General features: G+C 43.0%; 14 protein-coding genes. 10 read left to right on the top strand and 4 right to left on the bottom strand.

Going from position 1 to position 16484, the window contains the following annotated elements; genetic code table 11:
- Positions 1 to 53 precede the first annotated feature (53 nt).
- Positions 54 to 1304 (bottom strand): NupC/NupG family nucleoside CNT transporter, encoded by a 1251-nt coding sequence (locus ASV53_RS09095; protein WP_062688153.1) that lies wholly within the window; start codon positions 1302 to 1304, stop codon positions 54 to 56.
- A 669-nt stretch (positions 1305 to 1973) separates the two neighbouring features.
- On the opposite strand from ASV53_RS09095, the gene ASV53_RS09090 reads away from it, so the two are divergent.
- From ASV53_RS09090 to ASV53_RS09075, 4 genes are all read left to right on the top strand, one after another.
- Positions 1974 to 2474 (top strand): YfbU family protein, encoded by a 501-nt coding sequence (locus ASV53_RS09090; protein WP_062688079.1) that lies wholly within the window; start codon positions 1974 to 1976, stop codon positions 2472 to 2474.
- A gap of 262 nt (positions 2475 to 2736) precedes the next feature.
- Positions 2737 to 3993: an ABC transporter substrate-binding protein gene (locus ASV53_RS09085; RefSeq protein ID WP_094956859.1), complete on the top strand. Its 1257-nt coding sequence runs from the start codon at positions 2737 to 2739 to the stop codon at positions 3991 to 3993.
- Positions 3986 to 6349 (top strand): sensor histidine kinase, encoded by a 2364-nt coding sequence (locus tag ASV53_RS09080; protein ID WP_094956858.1) that lies wholly within the window; start codon positions 3986 to 3988, stop codon positions 6347 to 6349. The genes ASV53_RS09085 and ASV53_RS09080 overlap by 8 nt, the downstream gene beginning before the upstream one ends.
- Positions 6336 to 7613: a sigma-54-dependent transcriptional regulator gene (locus tag ASV53_RS09075; protein WP_094956857.1), complete on the top strand. Its 1278-nt coding sequence runs from the start codon at positions 6336 to 6338 to the stop codon at positions 7611 to 7613. The genes ASV53_RS09080 and ASV53_RS09075 overlap by 14 nt, the downstream gene beginning before the upstream one ends.
- Positions 7614 to 7697: 84 nt before the next feature.
- Here the strand turns inward: ASV53_RS09075 and ASV53_RS09070 are convergent, their stop codons facing one another.
- The gene (locus ASV53_RS09070; protein ID WP_062688075.1) at positions 7698 to 8339 is read right to left on the bottom strand and encodes a DUF2057 domain-containing protein; all 642 of its coding nucleotides are present in this window, start codon (positions 8337 to 8339) and stop codon (positions 7698 to 7700) included.
- A 112-nt stretch (positions 8340 to 8451) separates the two neighbouring features.
- On the bottom strand, positions 8452 to 9534 hold the full coding sequence (locus tag ASV53_RS09065) for a porin (protein ID WP_094956856.1): 1083 nt from the start codon (positions 9532 to 9534) through the stop codon (positions 8452 to 8454).
- Positions 9535 to 9965: 431 nt separating this feature from the next.
- Between ASV53_RS09065 and rlmA the strand changes: the two genes are divergently transcribed.
- The 6 genes from rlmA to ASV53_RS09035 all read left to right on the top strand — a co-directional run bounded on the left by rlmA (position 9966) and on the right by ASV53_RS09035 (position 15877).
- On the top strand, positions 9966 to 10787 hold the full coding sequence (rlmA, locus tag ASV53_RS09060; RefSeq protein ID WP_094956855.1) for a 23S rRNA (guanine(745)-N(1))-methyltransferase: 822 nt from the start codon (positions 9966 to 9968) through the stop codon (positions 10785 to 10787).
- A gap of 175 nt (positions 10788 to 10962) precedes the next feature.
- A complete protein-coding gene (locus ASV53_RS09055) occupies positions 10963 to 11946 on the top strand; it encodes a ChaN family lipoprotein (protein ID WP_094956866.1) in 984 nt (327 codons plus the stop codon).
- A gap of 515 nt (positions 11947 to 12461) precedes the next feature.
- Complete coding sequence (locus ASV53_RS09050) at positions 12462 to 13430, top strand: ABC transporter substrate-binding protein (RefSeq protein ID WP_094956854.1); 969 nt, start codon at positions 12462 to 12464, stop codon at positions 13428 to 13430.
- A gap of 196 nt (positions 13431 to 13626) precedes the next feature.
- Positions 13627 to 14571, top strand: a complete 945-nt coding sequence (locus ASV53_RS09045; RefSeq protein WP_094956853.1) for an ABC transporter permease — start codon at positions 13627 to 13629, stop codon at positions 14569 to 14571.
- 15 nt (positions 14572 to 14586) lie between these two features.
- A complete protein-coding gene (locus ASV53_RS09040) occupies positions 14587 to 15381 on the top strand; it encodes an ABC transporter ATP-binding protein (RefSeq protein WP_094956852.1) in 795 nt (264 codons plus the stop codon).
- A gap of 187 nt (positions 15382 to 15568) precedes the next feature.
- Positions 15569 to 15877 carry a DUF6172 family protein gene (locus ASV53_RS09035; RefSeq protein ID WP_062688071.1) on the top strand — a complete coding sequence of 103 codons (309 nt, stop codon included), beginning with the start codon at positions 15569 to 15571 and terminating at the stop codon, positions 15875 to 15877.
- 101 nt (positions 15878 to 15978) lie between these two features.
- Here the strand turns inward: ASV53_RS09035 and yfbV are convergent, their stop codons facing one another.
- Positions 15979 to 16428 carry a terminus macrodomain insulation protein YfbV gene (gene yfbV, locus ASV53_RS09030; protein WP_094956851.1) on the bottom strand — a complete coding sequence of 150 codons (450 nt, stop codon included), beginning with the start codon at positions 16426 to 16428 and terminating at the stop codon, positions 15979 to 15981.
- Positions 16429 to 16484: the final 56 nt, after the last annotated feature.

The raw sequence follows: 16484 nt of genomic DNA, 5'->3' as shown, positions 1-16484 counted from the left end.
CTCGATACTTAGTGTCGACACTAAATCTTTCAATAACAATCATTTCACTGTGATTAAAGCGTCAGCGAAATAAACAGTCCTGCAACCGTTGCATTCAACAAGTTAGCTAAGGTTGCTGCGACTAATGATTTCATACCTAGCTTAGCAATTTCATCGTAACGCGTTTGGGCCATCAGCCCCATACAACCCAATAGCACCGCTATCGAGCCAAAGTTAGCAAAGCCACATAATGCGAACGCAATAATCACTTCAGTACGCTTATCTAGCACGCCACTTTCAATCATTGGCGCAAGTTGGGAAAATGCCACAAATTCATTAATTGTAGTTTTGGTACCAAATAAGGTAGCCATTTGCTGGGCTGCGTCGAAATCCCATAAACCCGCAATATAAGCAAATGGTAAGAATAAGTAGCCAAACACCAGATCGAGCGAAAGCCCTTCAAAACCAGCTAATGAACCCGCCCAACCTAATAATGCATTCAGCATCGCAATCAAGCTAATGAAAGCCAATAACATCGCACCAATATTTAGTGCTAGTTGCATGCCTTGTAGAGCACCCTGCGCTGCCGCATCAATAATATTGGCCGGCTTTTTCTCGTCTTCAGCACTTTCAGCAGAATCACACGCTTGCTCTGTTTCAGGGATCAGAAGCTTTGCCATCATCAAACCAGCAGGTGCAGCCATAAATGATGCAGCCAGTAGATATTCTAATGGGATGCCCATTTGTGAATACCCCACAAGCACTGAACCCGCAACCGACGCCATCCCCCCCACCATTACGGCAAAAAGCTCTGAACGTGTCATGCGTGCAATATAAGGACGAACCGTTAGGGGTGCTTCTGAAATACCAAGGAAAATGTTGGCGGTAGCTGAAATAGATTCAGCACGGCTTGTTCCTAGCATTTTTGATAAAGCTCGACCTAAAGTACCAACCAGTAACTGCATAATACCGAGGTAATACAGTACCGCGACAAAAGCAGAGAAAAAGACCACCACAGGTAATACGCGGAAAGCCATAATGAAGCCACCGCCAGCAAACAGCTCAAACATTTTGTCTGATACTAATCCGCCAAACAAAAAGCTAATGCCTTCATTACTGAAATTAATGATGTTCTGTACTGCACTCGAAAACTCACCCAATGCGGCACGACCATTTTCGCTATACAAAACAATAGCGGCAAAAGTCATCTGAATAGCCAGCGCCCCTAACACGGTACGCCAGTTAATGTGTGAACGTTTCTCTGATAAAAAATAAGCGATTAAAATTAAAGCCAGAATACCGACCAAACCAGAAATCAATTGCATTGTTATTACTCATCTTATCGAACAAAAATTATTGCTCGCTTCGTTTCATCAATCCTCTACCCACAAATAGGGTTAGTAAGATCAATACCAAATGCGCTCGATTTCCTTTTGCTCTCCTTGATCCATGCCATCCTAGCAATCGACTTCTCATTCTTCGCTGATAAAACAACATTCAAAAATGCCGCTATATTGGCCGAGTTATCGGGGATTTAATGCAATTTGTGAGTTACCGACTTATTTGTCGGGCGCGGAAGGGTAAAGGGAAGAATACAATTGTTCAATGCACAGCAGATTGTTTGCAATATTATCCAACAAAAGCATTGTTTATTGCGTAATATTCAGGCGACAAAATTTCCAGCAGGTGTTCAAATGTTCACAATAACTAAATACTGATACCCTTTAAGGATTCACATTATTCTCAAGCTTGGTATTTAAAGATCCCAATGCAGACACACCAAATTAAAAGCAGCATCTAGCGTAACTAAAACACCTCAATCCCTTGTTAAACATAAGGTTATACAGCATTAATAGCATACTGATGACTAACATTTCACCACCTTATACTTTTTAACAAAAAAACATGTGCTACATGTAGTCAGATCATGTTTTTTTACATCCAAGCTGCTAATCTCAGCGTCAGAAGATAAAAAATATTAAAGGCCTATCATCATGGAAATGACCAACGCACAACGCTTAATCTTATCTAACCAGTATTACCTTATGTCTCAGTTAACACCTGAGAACGCAGCAAAGTACCGTCGTCTACAAACAATTGTAGAACGTGGCTACGGTTTACAAATGCGTGAACTAGATAAAGATTTCGGTAACATGAGCGAGAACACTTGCCGCCAAGTGATCGATTTCATGGAAATGCACCACGCAATGCAAGAGTCACACAAAATGTTAAATGAAGGCGATCAAAGTCAAGTCGATACACGCCGCCTTCAATTCTTAGGTTTTGACGCTGCTACTGAATCTCAACTGGTACACTATGTTCGCTTCCTAACAGAAGAAGAAGGTTTGTACCCGCAGTTTGATAAAACTGAGCACCAATTCAACAGCCAAGTTGCAATGCTTGATAAATACCAACGCATGCTACAAACATGGCGCAATTGTCCACGCCAGTACCACCTATGTGCGACAGAGCTACAACAAATTCTTAGTGCGTAAATCGGAATAACACGATTTTCATTGCGATCTAAAACTGGAGCTTGCTCCAGTTTTTTGTGATTAATATAAACAGATAACCAACAAATGAGTCATTATCAACACATATAAAACAAGTTTTCAAATAAAAGCCTATCCAAGCTCAAGAATGCTTTCTCACGCTTTTTTTTCAGTATAATCCCCCGCAACAACCCGATACATTAATTCATGAAGCATCAAATTTAATTAGCCTCTAACGCTAACCACACAACATGACGTTATTCCTATGTACCGCTTGATTACTCTTTTATTGATGCTACTCCCGCAGGCTGTGTTTGCTTACAACACGCCTCTTATTGTGCTAACAACTTTCAGTCAAAATTCACTGGGTACATTAATTTCGGATTATCAGGCCAAGTATCCAGATGTAAAAATAAAGATATTGCATCGCCACGAAGATGCCGCTTTACGATTACTCAATGATTCTACGCACGATATTGATATGGTGATTTCAACCTCGATCCCCATTTTTGAGCAACTGAAACAAAGCAATGCATTAATGGAGTTACCAAGCGTCAGTGAAAAGTTTGCTAATGCAGAAGTAAAAGCGACCCTTCAACAATTTAATAAAAAAATCGCATTACTAGGCTATTCCCGTTACGGATTTATGTGGAATCAACGCTATTTAGAAAAACACAACCTCGACCGACCAAGCAGTTGGGAAAGCTTGACGCATCCACAATATTTTCAGCACTTAATCATGGCAACGCCTTCGCGATCCATCTCTAGTCATTACATGGTTGAAAGTATTTTGCAGCATTACGGCTGGCAAGCAGGCTGGAAACTGTTGTACAAAATCAGCGGTAACCTCGCTTCTGTTTCCATGTTTAATGTGACAGACAAAATATCTCGTGGTTTAGTTGGCGTTGCGCCTGTTATGGATGTATTCGCCTTCAGAACTCAGCAGCCTTTCCCTTTTATTGGCTTTAGTTACCAACCGAACAGCCCTGTTTTACCCGCTTATATGGGCAGTATAAAAAACTTACATCACTCAGATAAAACAGTGCCTTTTTTACAATACATTGAATCTTTTCAAAGTAATAAATCGCCACAACAAGAAATCCATCAGCGCTACCCTCACTCACATGATCATAACGTGCTGTCAGAAGGCCAGCGCCTTGACTACGCATTGATCAAGCAACGTGGGGTTATTGTGAAACAACTGTTTACTCATACAATTGTTCACTCACTGGCACTACACAATAAAGCTTGGCTACTGATCAATAAAATACAAACATTTAGCCAGCTTACGCAACAACAACAGCGGCAGTTAAAACAAGCTATAACGCTTGCAACAACCCCTCCAATCTCAGAGCAAGATCTTAAAGACATTCTGAAAAATAGTAGCAAGCTATCGAGCAAAAAACACCAAGGGCTAAATGACAGTCACTTATGGTGTCTAGATATGTATGAGCAACTCAACGCTTCGATCGCAATAACCGAAGATATCGTGATGGAGCTCGAGGTCTATCATCATGGTTAATGTGAATACCATTGGTAACCGCCTCATTTTCGCGATTGGCTTTATGGCAATGCTAACGATCGGGGTGAGTGCCGTTGCTGTGTATAACTGGGAAACGCTAGACGATCATATTGAAGAAATTGTCACCGTAAACATGCCGACACTCCGTTCGAGTTATCAGCTAGAACGTAATACTGCGGGACTTCAAGCGGCACTAAATAAGATCAGTATGAATACCGATCCTATTGTGCATAAAGAGTTACAGCAAAAAATCACAGCCAAGCTCCAGCTTATCAATTTAGCCATTAAAGACACCGTCAGCATGGAGCAATACAATGCCATTTTGGCGACTCAGAAAGGGTTAGCAGATACGTTAAGCCAATACACGCAACAACTTGAGCAGCGTAATATTCAGCGTAATACGCTATTGCAAGTCGAAAATAATATTCACTGGATACACCAAGATTTAATCAATGAATTACCCCTGCTACAGCAAGAAGTAGAATGGCAACTTACCCGTATGCTACCCAACATCATAGACACCAATGCGATCATTGATGTTATGACTGAGTTCTCGTTGATTCAATCCATCACGGTCAAAGAAAACGAACTTCACCAGTTAGCACAAGAAATTATTTTGCAGCACCATAGCCGCGATCTCAGCAACGCTTTTTACTTTATTGGCTACAAGATCGCAGAAGTTCAAACCATGAGCGAACAACTGAGCCATTACCCCTCAACCTCAACCTATCGTGAGCATTTGAATGATCTGATCGCTATCGTTGCCCCCAATGGCCAGCTAGAACAGCAGTTACGAAAAGATTCTGAAATCTACCATGCCATAAATCAATACGAACAAGATATTCAACAGCGTTTAGCACGCCAAGAAGCATTAATTCAAAAGATGGTTACCAATGCAGACGCCAGTTTAATCGACCTAAACGACCAGACAAGAAATGCCATTATAATCAGTAATTTAATATTATTAGGTGCCGTTTGTTTATCCATTTTAATGGCCATTATTTTGTCTATTTACTTAGTTGGCCGAGGAATTGTAAAACGCTTGAATACACTGGGTAGACATTTACATGAAGTTACTAAAGGCAACTTAAATGTCGAAATTCAAGTAACGGGTAATGATGAGATTGGTTTGATCGGCGAAAGCTTGCATCAGTTTTGTCTTCAAATGCAAGAAATGGAACGCACTAACGCACTTAACCTGATTAACAATACTCAAGCTAGTATCATCACTTGTGATTTAGCTGGTCATGTTGAATCGGTCAACTCCAGCGCCCAACAACTGTTTAAACATCAAAAAGATAACTCTGAAAACATGGTAGTATGGCAGTTGTTTAATAGCAATATTGACTCGCGACTTGAGTCACTGTTTCACCCAGCTAGTCCGCTGCTAGAAAACGGGGCCTGTAACCTGACGCTCAAGCATTACCACAACGAAGAGCATCTCTACCTACGCCTCGACTTTCGCCTGTTTAAGCAAGGAACGACAGACAAAGTTATCATCACGATGACAGACATCACCGAACAAGAAAAAGCCGCCCGCTGGCTCGAAAGTATCGTGTATGAAAAAACAGAATCACTGACCAATCGCAACCGCCAGCTTCGTGCTGAAATTGAAGATCGTAAACGCATTGAACAAGATCTGCGTTCAACTCAAGATGAATTAATTCAAGCGGCTAAAATGGCGGTTGTGGGTCAAACTATGACATCACTCGCACATGAGTTAAACCAACCCTTATCAGCCATCTCTACCCATGTTTTTGCGACTAAAATGGCGGTTAAGCAAAGCAAAATTGATAAATTGCCGAGCAGTCTTGAAAAAATAGAAAGTTTAACCGCACGTATGGGCCGTATCATTGCGAGCCTGCGCAACTTCTCTAAAAAACAATCCGCCGATAATCCATTAAGAATTATTGCGGTCAATGACTCGGTCGATCAAGCAATGCAGATTGTTGAAGGACGAGCACGAGTACAAAAAACAACAATCGAAAATGCAATATCGCCAGATTTGAAAATCAGTGCCGATGACGTGCAATTTGAACAAGTATTAGTGAACTTATTGGTAAATAGCTGTGATGCTGTCGCAAGTTGCGATAATCGCCACATTCGAGTCCATTTACTATCGCAAGACAATAGCACCACCCTGATCGCTGTAAGTGATTCAGGTAAAGGTTTTGATGCCACCATGATGGAGAAACTCTTCACGCCGTTCACCACAACAAAAGATGTGGGATTAGGCCTTGGTTTAAGCATCTGCCGCTCAATTTTGACCCGATTTGGGGGAAGCATTTCCCTCGCGTCTGCCCTCGAGGGGGGCGCCATGGTGATACTGGAGTTACCTACACATGAAAATAACTAATGATATTCAAGTGCTGGTCATTGATGATGACCAAGATGTGGTTGAGGCATATCAAAGCCTTTTAGAGATTGCTGGTTATAGTGCACTTGCTGTTACCGATCCGACTAAAGCGATTGAAATGCTCCATAAAGATTGGGCAGGTGTAGTCGTAACGGATATGTACATGCCAGGGCTCAGCGGTATCGAATTGCTCGAACAGATCAAAGACTTAGATGCTGAATTACCTGTCATTATGATCACTGGTCACGGTGATATCCCAATGGCTGTCGATGCCGTCAAAAAAGGCGCGATCGACTTCTTGCAAAAGCCATTACAGCCAGAGCAATTATTAGCCCTGCTTGAACGCTTTTTACCTCGCCGTCAACAAACGATCGAGCAACGTATTACGTTACTTAAAGGAGCTAGTAGCATTTTACTTGGCGATAGTCCGCTGATCACAAAAATCCGCGACCAAATTGCTGAAACAGCACCAACCCTCAAAGATGTACTGATCGAAGGTTGCCAAGGTACGGGCCGCAGCACCGTCGCGAAATTATTACACGATGGTAGCCACATTCGCCAAGGCCCTTACGTGACATTAAAAGGCAGCGCAGTCAGCACGACACCTGATTTACAGCGCAGCATGATTTCTGCGCGCAGTGGTACCCTATGCTTGCACAACCCACAAGAAATGCCTAAAGAAACCCAGCAATGGCTATGTCGTTTCTTGTTAGAGCAAGAACGTCAGGGTAAAAAAGAAGTACGCGTATTGGCCGTCACCAATAACAACCCTGAACAACAAGTGGAAACCGAAGTATTCTTGCCTGAGTTGTTCTACTTCTTAAGTCAAGTTCGTTTAAGCATGCCAACAATCCAGCAACGTACTTGCGATATTGCCATGCTATTTAAGCACTTCTTGAAACAGAGCTGTTTAACCCTGAAAAAACCATTACCGTCGGTGGATAAAGCGTATATCAATACCCTGAATCGCCATGATTGGGCAGGAAACGTTTTAGAAATTAAAAATGTCGCGGAGCTTTATGCGATAGGTATTGTTAAGTTAGCCGGACAAGAACGCACTAAACCACTAGATCAAATGAGTAGTCCACTCGATGATTTAGTTGATAGCTACGAAAAACAAGTAATTGAAGATGCACTTTACTTGTTTGCGGGTCGTATCAACGAGGTATCAAGCTACTTACAAATCCCTCGTAAGAAGCTGTATTTGAGAATGAAAAAACACAGTCTCGATAAAGCAGAATATAAGGTTCAATCTAGCTGCTAGAACACCAATGAAAAAGCCCAGAAATTCTGGGCTTTCTTTAAAGCTATCTTACGCTTAGCGCTAATATGCTAACGTGCTCACCAGTTATAGTCCTAACGCCCAGCGCATAAAGTCTTTGCGACGTTTTTCATCCGCATTTTTATACAAATCTCGTAGCAAGGCATCAGCCTGTTGTGGGGTTAAGTTGTTCACGTCTATTTGCGCGGCATTAACCGCAGCGACACCACTTCCAGCAACCGCAGTTGAAGATAAAACAGGCGCAGGTGATACAATTTGATCAGCTAAAATCGCATTGTAATCCGCCGTCATTGGTGAGCCTTCGAACAGTATCTTCGTCGATTCATGCGCAACCGTGTTTCCCTTTGCATCAACAAGCTTAAAGGTTGGTTGGCGAGCAAACGTTTTTACCTCTTGCTGAGTATCAATTCTTGGTGGCACCAACGACACCACTTCACCGTCTTTTGCAGTAAAACTCACAAGAATAGGCTTAGAGCTGACAAACCCTAGTGACTGCGCCGTTGAGTGAGGGTTAGTAGGACTATCAAAACGCACCAGAATATGTTGATCGCCCTCTGGTAGTGCTACTTGTTTCGTTGCCCTTTTGATACGTACTTGTTCCGTTGCCAATATTTCAAAATTGCTAGGCATTTTCACCATCACATCGGCCCAAGCGGCTTGCGCAACCAATAATGCTGGTAATGTCAGTGCCATTAATGTCTTTTTCATTCCCTTCCCTTACTAACTAAGTGCTTGATTGCCAAAGTATCAGATAGATGAAAGCCAGCGTTCTCACGCTGGCTTGTCTTAAAGCAGTATATTTCTAACAGTTACGATTCGATTAGAATTCGTAACGTAGACCAACATTGTAGTAATCTTGGTTTAGATCGTATTTAGCATTGCTTGCTTTAGAGTTATCTTCGCCATCACGTAAGATGTAGCTTGTGAAGATAGAAGAACGATCTGTTAGTTTGTATTGAACTTCAGCAGTCCAATCTTTCATCTTGCTGTCTGTAGTTGAGCCAGATGTTTTCTTGTAGTCACGGTAACCACCACGAACAACCCAATCGTTTTGGAAGTCGTAAACAGCTGTTAGTTCGTAACCTTTATCTTTAGTATCTTCAACGTTGCCGCGATAGCTTACTTTATCTTCAGAGTAAACCGCACCTAGCATTAGGTCGTTAAAGTAGTAACGCGTACCAACAACCCAGAAATCGTTCTTATCTAGTTCAGAACCAACCGCTGAACCATTAATAATTTCACGAGTACCGTCTTCAGCAGTGTTGCTTTGGAAACCCACAACTGGAGCTAGTTTACCTGCGTTACCCATGTCTAGTGTGTAACGTAGAGCAAGGTTGTAACCATTTTTCAAACGGTCATTACCGATGATGTACGCCGCAGACATATCAAAACCAGCGATGCTGTTTTGGTACTGAATAGTATCATCTTGACGGAAAACTTGAGTTGCGTTGCTGTTGATTACGCTAGCTTGGCTTGCAAGGTTAACATCTGAAGATGCGAATACATCAGCAATGTCTGTCGCCATGATAAGACCAGAAGCCACACGGCCACCAGTAACTTTACCCATGTTACCCATGTCTACACCGGCCCACACGTAACGAGCGGTGAAGCTATCGTTACCTGCGTTAGAACCTTCAGCAGCACCGATTTGGTATTCAGCCCAACCGATCACTGACATTTGATCGTTGATAGTTTGAGAACCACCAAAACCTAGACGGTTATCGAAGCTACCGCGCATATCGCCATCAGCGTTATCGCCAGAAGTACGGTTATGTGCGTTAAAACCTAGACGACCAAATACGTCTACGTTTGAACCGTCTTCAGCTTGGTATACAGATGCAGCTTGTGCAGTACCTGCTACAAGCATTGCTGGAAGTAGTGCTGCTAGAATTGTTTTTTTCATTTTTCTGAGTCCTAATATTATTTTTAGTTATCCCTACTCAGCATGTTCACGGCAGTGGATCTTTCTTGAACAAACCGAATAATTTTGCTTTTCATCCATGAATAATGACTAAACCCTGATGCCATCGAATTTCCTATAAAAAGCATGGGCACTTACACATTTTTGGAGCAAAAAAAGCCAAGTATTTATGTCTTTATCAGTACATTAAGCACTCGGATTACGCATTAAGATAGCGATTTAACCTGAATCAACCCTGAATAAAAACAGCGTTGTTTTGTATTTAGAAATAATTGTTTTTGTTTGTGATTCCGATCGTATTTCTTGATACTAGATATGAAACATGCAACGCATAAATGTGCTTTAAGCCGTTAGTTGCAGCTGGATTGTTGGAGGATTACAATAGAGCTCTCATTTTTATCTCGGTTAAATTCATGCCTTATCAGTGCCCTCTTTGTCATCAACCACTTACTCAACAAGCCAACACTTGGCGCTGCGAGAATAATCACCAGTTTGATCTTGCAAAAGAAGGCTACGTGAATCTGATGCCCGCGCATCATAAAAGCTCTAAAAACCCGGGAGACAATAAGGAAATGATGCAAGCGCGTCGTTTATTCCTAAATACCGATCATTACCAACCGCTACGTGATCATGTTGTTAACACGCTAAATAAAAACATGGTACAAGGTGCAACCAATCTATTGGACATAGGTTGTGGAGAAGGTTACTACACTTCAGCTTTTACTAAGCTGAACGAACAACACCCTGATTTAAGCATTCATGGATTAGATATTTCAAAAATAGCAGTACGTTACGCAGCAAAACGTTACTCTCAATGTCGTTTCTGCGTTGCTTCTAGCCATAGGTTACCCTTCGCAGATAACTCTCTAGATGCTGTTGTTCGCATTTATGCCCCTTGTCGCCAAGAAGAGCTTCAACGCACAATCAAAGAAAATGGCCTGCTGGTTACCGTGACACCAGCTGCAAGACATTTGTATCAATTAAAAGAGCTCATTTATTCAGACGTGCGCCTGCATGATATAGCCCCAGAGAATATTGAAGGGTTTACACTGATTGAAGATGAGCAGCTTCATTACGAAATGAGCCTAAACGGTGACGAAGCCACTGCGTTGATGCAAATGACTCCATTTGCTTGGAAAACTTCAGAGGCGGTATGGGCACAACTGGCCAAAGCAACACAGTTTCGTTGTGAAGCTGATTTTTCAATCCGTGTTTACCGAAAAAATAGCCTGTAAGCTATTTTTTCCTCGCACCACGAATTAACCACCGCAAGTGAAATTGATTCTCATTAAATATTGAGAATCAATTTCATCTGCTCTATTATCCAGCCTTTCATCTAGAGTTAAAGTTACTGCTATCAATTAGCAAACACTCTGCACACCTAAGGTTTGGGAATATTTAATGAAAAGCATGAAACAATGGTTTTCTCTCAGCTGTATTAGTTTATTAGTTGGTTGCTCGGCACAATCAGCATCATCACCAAGTACAATTAATGCCATACCCAGCGCTGTAACAGCAAACACTCTCGCGCCAACTTTTTATGACTACACTATTCGTTCCCCTCAAGGTGAAGTGCTTTCACTCTCTGCACTAGCCGTCCAGATCCAAGATGCAGACATAGTGTTAGTCGGTGAATGGCATGGCCATCCTGCAGCCCATTTATTACAAGCACAGTTACTTGCTGCGTTATACAGCCAAAACACGAATCTTGCGCTTTCTATGGAACAATTCACTCGAGATAAGCAAGGGGTTGTTAATGATTATCTGGCAAACAAAATTGGTGAAGCAAGCTTAACCAAAGATGCTAACGCATGGCCAAATTACATCTCTGACTATCGCCCTTTGGTTGAATTTGCGAAAACCAATAATCTTGATGTCATTGCTGCCAACGCACCTAAGCCTATCGTTCGTTGCATTGGTAAATACGGTGAAACTTACCTAAATCGCCTACCGACAAATGAACGAACTTGGGTTGCAGGCTCACTGACTCTGGCGGAAGATGCCTATCAAGATAAATTCATCAGCTCGATGCACCATGGGGATGAAGCACAAACTAAGCGCCAATTTGCCGCGCAAACAGCCTGGGATGACACCATGGCAGAGAGCATGGTGAATTATTTGGCGACGCATCCAAATACCCAAATATTACACACAGCGGGTCGATTCCATATTGAAGAAGGGCTAGGTACTGCGTCACGTATTCTTTCGCGTAATCCAAACTTAAAGATTGTGATGGTCACGCCGGTTTCTTCTGCAACGGTCTTGAAGCAAGGAGCGCCAGATTATCAGGTTGAAATGCAGCCATTGCCGAAACAATACATGAGTAAAGAAAAGATGATTGCAGCTATGACGAAGATTCATGGTCGAAACAAGTCATTACAATGCTACGAATAAGGCTCTGAATCGCAAAGTGGCGATTTAAGGAAGTCATGATGAGTAGGGTGGATTGAGTCCCATCGGCGGCCAAGCTTTTTTACTTCACTCTACTTATATAGCGCGAGGTACTGGGACTCATTGGGAGAGATACAGCTGTATCTCAAGGAGCCACATAAACTTCCATCCTATGGAAAAATAAATAGCCCTATAAATGCATTATCGCCGCATATCCTGTCAGCAAACTGAACATAATCTGAAATATCCTCACTCATGGATGAATATTCCAATAAAGAATGATATTTCAGAGTCAGTTCACATTTTAGGCGCTAATGAACCCCACCATATCTCGGCGCAATATTATTCTCTACTATAGACTTAAAATGCAGTTACTCTTGCCTTTTGCATGTTTCAATATTGTTAAAATTTAGATGTTCTTTCTTTTCTCTTTGCGCTAAAACATTATTCCAAGCCAATAAAATTGCTGATACCAGCAGATAAAAAATACACGGAACGGAACACAGCAAGGAGCAAGTATGAAAGGAAATAAATTATTATCTGCGGTCTGTATTGCCGCATCGTTAATGGCAACGTCATCGCTTGCCGTGGCCGAAACCGCGCACGTTGCAGTATCACAAATTGTTGAACACCCCGCTTTAGATGCAGCTCGCCAAGGTTTACTCGACGGCCTTAAGAAAAAAGGGTACATCGAAGGTGATAACCTCGAATTCACTTACCAAACAGCACAAGGTAACCCAGCGATTGCGGTACAAATTGCCAAGCAACTTGTTGGTGAGCAGCCGGATGTTTTAGTCGGTATTGCAACACCAACGGCGCAAGCCCTTGCCGCTTCAACTCGTTCTATCCCTGTTGTTTTTACTGCCGTTACCGATCCTGTAGGAGCCAAATTAGTAAAAAACCTGGATAAACCCGCACGTAATGTTACGGGATTATCTGACCTCTCCCCTGTGGCACAGCATGTCGATTTAATGCACGAGCTTGTACCGAATATGAAAAGTATCGGTGTGGTGTTCAACCCTGGTGAATCCAACGCTGTTGCACTGGTTGAATTGCTGAAAGCCGCGGCGAAAGAAAAAGGCTTTACGGTTGTTGAGGGCACTGCCCTAAAAAGTGCAGATGTACAATCAGCCGCGCAAATTGTCGCTTCAAAAGCGGATGTTATTTACGCCCCAACTGATAATACGGTCGCTAGTGCAATTGATGGTCTAGTCAATGCCGCTAACCAAGCCAATAAACCCATCATTGGTGCATCAACAACCTATGTCGAAAACGGTGTTCTTGCAGCACTAGGATTTGATTACTACCAAGTGGGCATGCAAACCGCAGATTATGTTGATGCCCTCCTGAAAGGGCAAAAGATCTCTTCACTCCCAGTGAAAGTGGCTAAAGGCTCTGACCTTGCCCTAAACAAAGTTGCCGCACAAAAACTAGGGATCACATTGCCAGAGTCAGTACTTAAACGTGCGACCTCTATTAAACAGTAGCCGCTAAACACCACGAATTAACTGAAACCGTTAATTCGTGGTACTCGGCTCGATATAAGATCGTGCGCCACACCGATCTATTAAAAGCAGCTCTATTAACAGCCGTTCGATTAAAAATCTCTTAAAATAAACACAAGGATAATGCCACAAGTAGGCTCCCCCCCCGACTTGCGGTATCAAAGACAAGGAGCAGTTGATGTCTTTTTTCGCCTTTATCGGTACGCTTGAAATTGGCCTCGTCTACGGCTTGGTCGCGCTTGGGGTTTACCTCACTTTTCGCGTACTCGACTTTCCCGATTTAACCGTTGATGGCAGCTTTCCGATGGGCGCAGCTGTCGCCGCAACCGCCATTGTGGCTGGTATCAACCCATGGATAGCCACTGGGCTTGCCATTATTGCTGGCGGGCTCTGTGGTTTAGTCACCGGGTTTCTTGCCATTCGTTGTGGGATCCTGCATTTGCTGGCCAGCATCCTCACCATGATTGCCGCCTTTTCCATCAATATTCGTATCATGGGAAAACCTAACTTAGCACTACTCGGCGAAGATACTATCTTTACACCACTTGAATTTTTTGCCATGGATCATGGTTTTGATTCGGGCGTGCTGCGACTGGCAATGGTGTTCTTACTGGTTCTGTTTAGTGCTTGGTTCATTGTTCGTTTATTAGCGAGTGATTTTGGCCTCGGCTTACGTGCAACAGGCGTTAATAGCCGTATGGTCAATGCGCAAGGAGGTAATACCGCCTTGTATACCTACCTTGGTCTTGCGCTGTCTAATGGTTTTGTTGGTTTCTCTGGTGCGTTATTTGCTCAAACCAATAGCTTTGCCGATGTGACATCAGGCGTTGGCACAATTGTGGTTGGCCTTGCTGCGGTCATCTTAGGACAAACGTTAATCCCCGGCCGGAAAATTTGGGTTGCCGTTGTTGCCGTTATTCTGGGTTCAGTGCTTTACCGCTTAGCGGTTGCGTTCGCACTCAGTAGCGGCATGTTTGGGCTACAAGCATCCGACTTAAATTTAATCACCGCCGTTTTAGTTGCAGCCGCACTTATCGCGCCTAAGTTGAAGTCATCATTTCAAAAGAAGACCAAGCAAAGAAAGCGTAAAAACGCCCCCTCTCACACCAAGAATCTAGCCTAACTCGGAGGTAATAAGATGATAGAACTAAACGATATTCGCGTTACCTTCAACGAAGGCACAATATTAGAAAACCCCGCATTACGTGGGGTATCACTGACAGTGCCAGAAAAACAGTTTGTGACCGTTATCGGCTCTAACGGTGCAGGTAAATCAACCCTGTTAGGGGCGATCAGTGGCGAAACCCAAATGACCGACGGCCATGTGTTGATCGATAATATTGATGTCACCCACCACAGTGTCCATGAGCGTGCGCGGTATGCCGCCCGTGTTTTTCAAGATCCACTGGCGGGAACATGTGGCTCACTGACCATAGAAGAAAATATGGCGTTAGCTTACAAGCGCGGTGGGCGTCGTAGCTGGAAACATGCTTTGTCATCTAACCGCCGAAAGTTATTTCAAGAGCGCATCAGTATTCTTGGCCTTGGGTTAGAAGATCGTTTAGGCGATAGCATAGGTTTATTGTCTGGCGGTCAACGCCAAGCTGTTAGCCTCGTTATGGCAACCTTAGCGGACAGTAAACTGCTATTGCTTGATGAACACACCGCAGCACTTGATCCGCGCATGGCTGCTTTTGTGCTAGCGCTTACTAATACCGTGGTGAATGAGTTTAATCTAACGGTAATGATGGTCACACACTCAATGAAAGATGCACTGGCATACGGTGAACGCACTGTCATGCTACACCAAGGCAAAATAGTGTTAGATGTGATGGGGCAAGAGCGCAAAGGGATGGATGTAAAACAGCTGCTCGAAATGTTTAGTAAAGTCCGCGGCGAAGAACTGGCAGATGACAGCCTATTATTAAGCTAACTAAGTAATGAAAAATGCGGAATCACAACCGTAAAAAGACACATATAAGGATTGGCCTGCATTAATTGTGGGCTATTTTTTAACTTGTGATTGCTCAAAATAGATTCATTATCGCCTCTGACGCTAAATTGAAGTAAAATGTGATCAGCGCCTGCATAGCAGTGCCCAAATTTGATTTAGGAAAACGATGAAAAAAACATTTGCTTTAACTCACCCAAAAAAAGCCGTTCCACGCGTTGTAGAAGCTGTTAAGCACGAAGTGAAGAAATACCTGAAACGCGAGCGTAACAAAGCGCTTCCACAGGGTGCAGATTACTGGGATTTTGATTGTAAGTTTGGTAACACTGAGCAAGAAGCAACAGTGATCCACGTAAAAGAAATCAACAAGTGCATCGATGACGCAGAAGCTGCAGCACAACCGTCGTTCTACCTTGAGATTCTGGCTAAGCCAGCTGCTCGTGCAAAACGTCAACTATTAGAAGACGACGAGTTCTAATCTTCGCTTTATTAAGCTAAGAGACTAAAAAGCCCATTTCTGGGCTTTTTTGCTATCTGCTATCTGCTATCTGCTATCTGCTATCTGCTATCTAGGCAAGATTAAAACCAACGCTCAAGCGAGGTGCGATCAAGTTGCTTAAACGCGAGATTTAATACTTGCGCTAAATCCACATACCGTGGCTTCGCTTTCACTGGCTGCATCGCATTACCTTCATTCTCTAACTTGTCATGAAGTTCACGATACCAAGTCGCTAATGATGGTGGCAGATCTGTTCTGCTGCGTCGGCCAAGCCACAATAAACCTTGCAGCGGCATACTCAGAGAGAACAGCGCAATAATCATCGCTTGTGGAATCGCATCATAATTGTGGAACACCATCTGGCTTAATACGCTAATCACAGCTACTGCTGGCATGACACGAATTGCGAATTGTGTCGCTTTAATATAGCGCGGCTCTGGGAACATAGGAGCCAGTTCTTTGCGCATTGGCCATATAGCCATGTAATCCTGCCCATTACGGAGCAGTGACCAAATCGATTTTCGACTCATAAAACACCAAACTTCAAATTTTAGTACAACAATTCAAATTAAGTGATAATAAACTT

The sequence above is a fragment of the Photobacterium sanguinicancri genome, assembly GCF_002265265.1.
GTDB classification, from domain to species: Bacteria; Pseudomonadota; Gammaproteobacteria; order Enterobacterales; family Vibrionaceae; genus Photobacterium; species Photobacterium sanguinicancri.
This window is presented reverse-complemented; position numbering and strand designations above follow the sequence as displayed.

Excerpts from the sequence above, each read along its gene's own strand:
- ASV53_RS09095 (WP_062688153.1), bottom strand. The coding sequence starts at position 1,304 with ATGCAATTGATTTCTGGTTTGGTCGGTATTCTGGCTTTAATTTTAATC.
- ASV53_RS09090 (WP_062688079.1), top strand. The coding sequence starts at position 1,974 with ATGGAAATGACCAACGCACAACGCTTAATCTTATCTAACCAGTATTAC.
- ASV53_RS09085 (WP_094956859.1), top strand. The coding sequence starts at position 2,737 with ATGTACCGCTTGATTACTCTTTTATTGATGCTACTCCCGCAGGCTGTG.
- ASV53_RS09080 (WP_094956858.1), top strand. The coding sequence starts at position 3,986 with ATGGTTAATGTGAATACCATTGGTAACCGCCTCATTTTCGCGATTGGC.
- ASV53_RS09075 (WP_094956857.1), top strand. The coding sequence starts at position 6,336 with ATGAAAATAACTAATGATATTCAAGTGCTGGTCATTGATGATGACCAA.
- ASV53_RS09070 (WP_062688075.1), bottom strand. The coding sequence starts at position 8,339 with ATGAAAAAGACATTAATGGCACTGACATTACCAGCATTATTGGTTGCG.
- ASV53_RS09065 (WP_094956856.1), bottom strand. The coding sequence starts at position 9,534 with ATGAAAAAAACAATTCTAGCAGCACTACTTCCAGCAATGCTTGTAGCA.
- rlmA (WP_094956855.1), top strand. The coding sequence starts at position 9,966 with ATGCCTTATCAGTGCCCTCTTTGTCATCAACCACTTACTCAACAAGCC.
- ASV53_RS09055 (WP_094956866.1), top strand. The coding sequence starts at position 10,963 with ATGAAACAATGGTTTTCTCTCAGCTGTATTAGTTTATTAGTTGGTTGC.
- ASV53_RS09050 (WP_094956854.1), top strand. The coding sequence starts at position 12,462 with ATGAAAGGAAATAAATTATTATCTGCGGTCTGTATTGCCGCATCGTTA.
- ASV53_RS09045 (WP_094956853.1), top strand. The coding sequence starts at position 13,627 with ATGTCTTTTTTCGCCTTTATCGGTACGCTTGAAATTGGCCTCGTCTAC.
- ASV53_RS09040 (WP_094956852.1), top strand. The coding sequence starts at position 14,587 with ATGATAGAACTAAACGATATTCGCGTTACCTTCAACGAAGGCACAATA.
- ASV53_RS09035 (WP_062688071.1), top strand. The coding sequence starts at position 15,569 with ATGAAAAAAACATTTGCTTTAACTCACCCAAAAAAAGCCGTTCCACGC.
- yfbV (WP_094956851.1), bottom strand. The coding sequence starts at position 16,428 with ATGAGTCGAAAATCGATTTGGTCACTGCTCCGTAATGGGCAGGATTAC.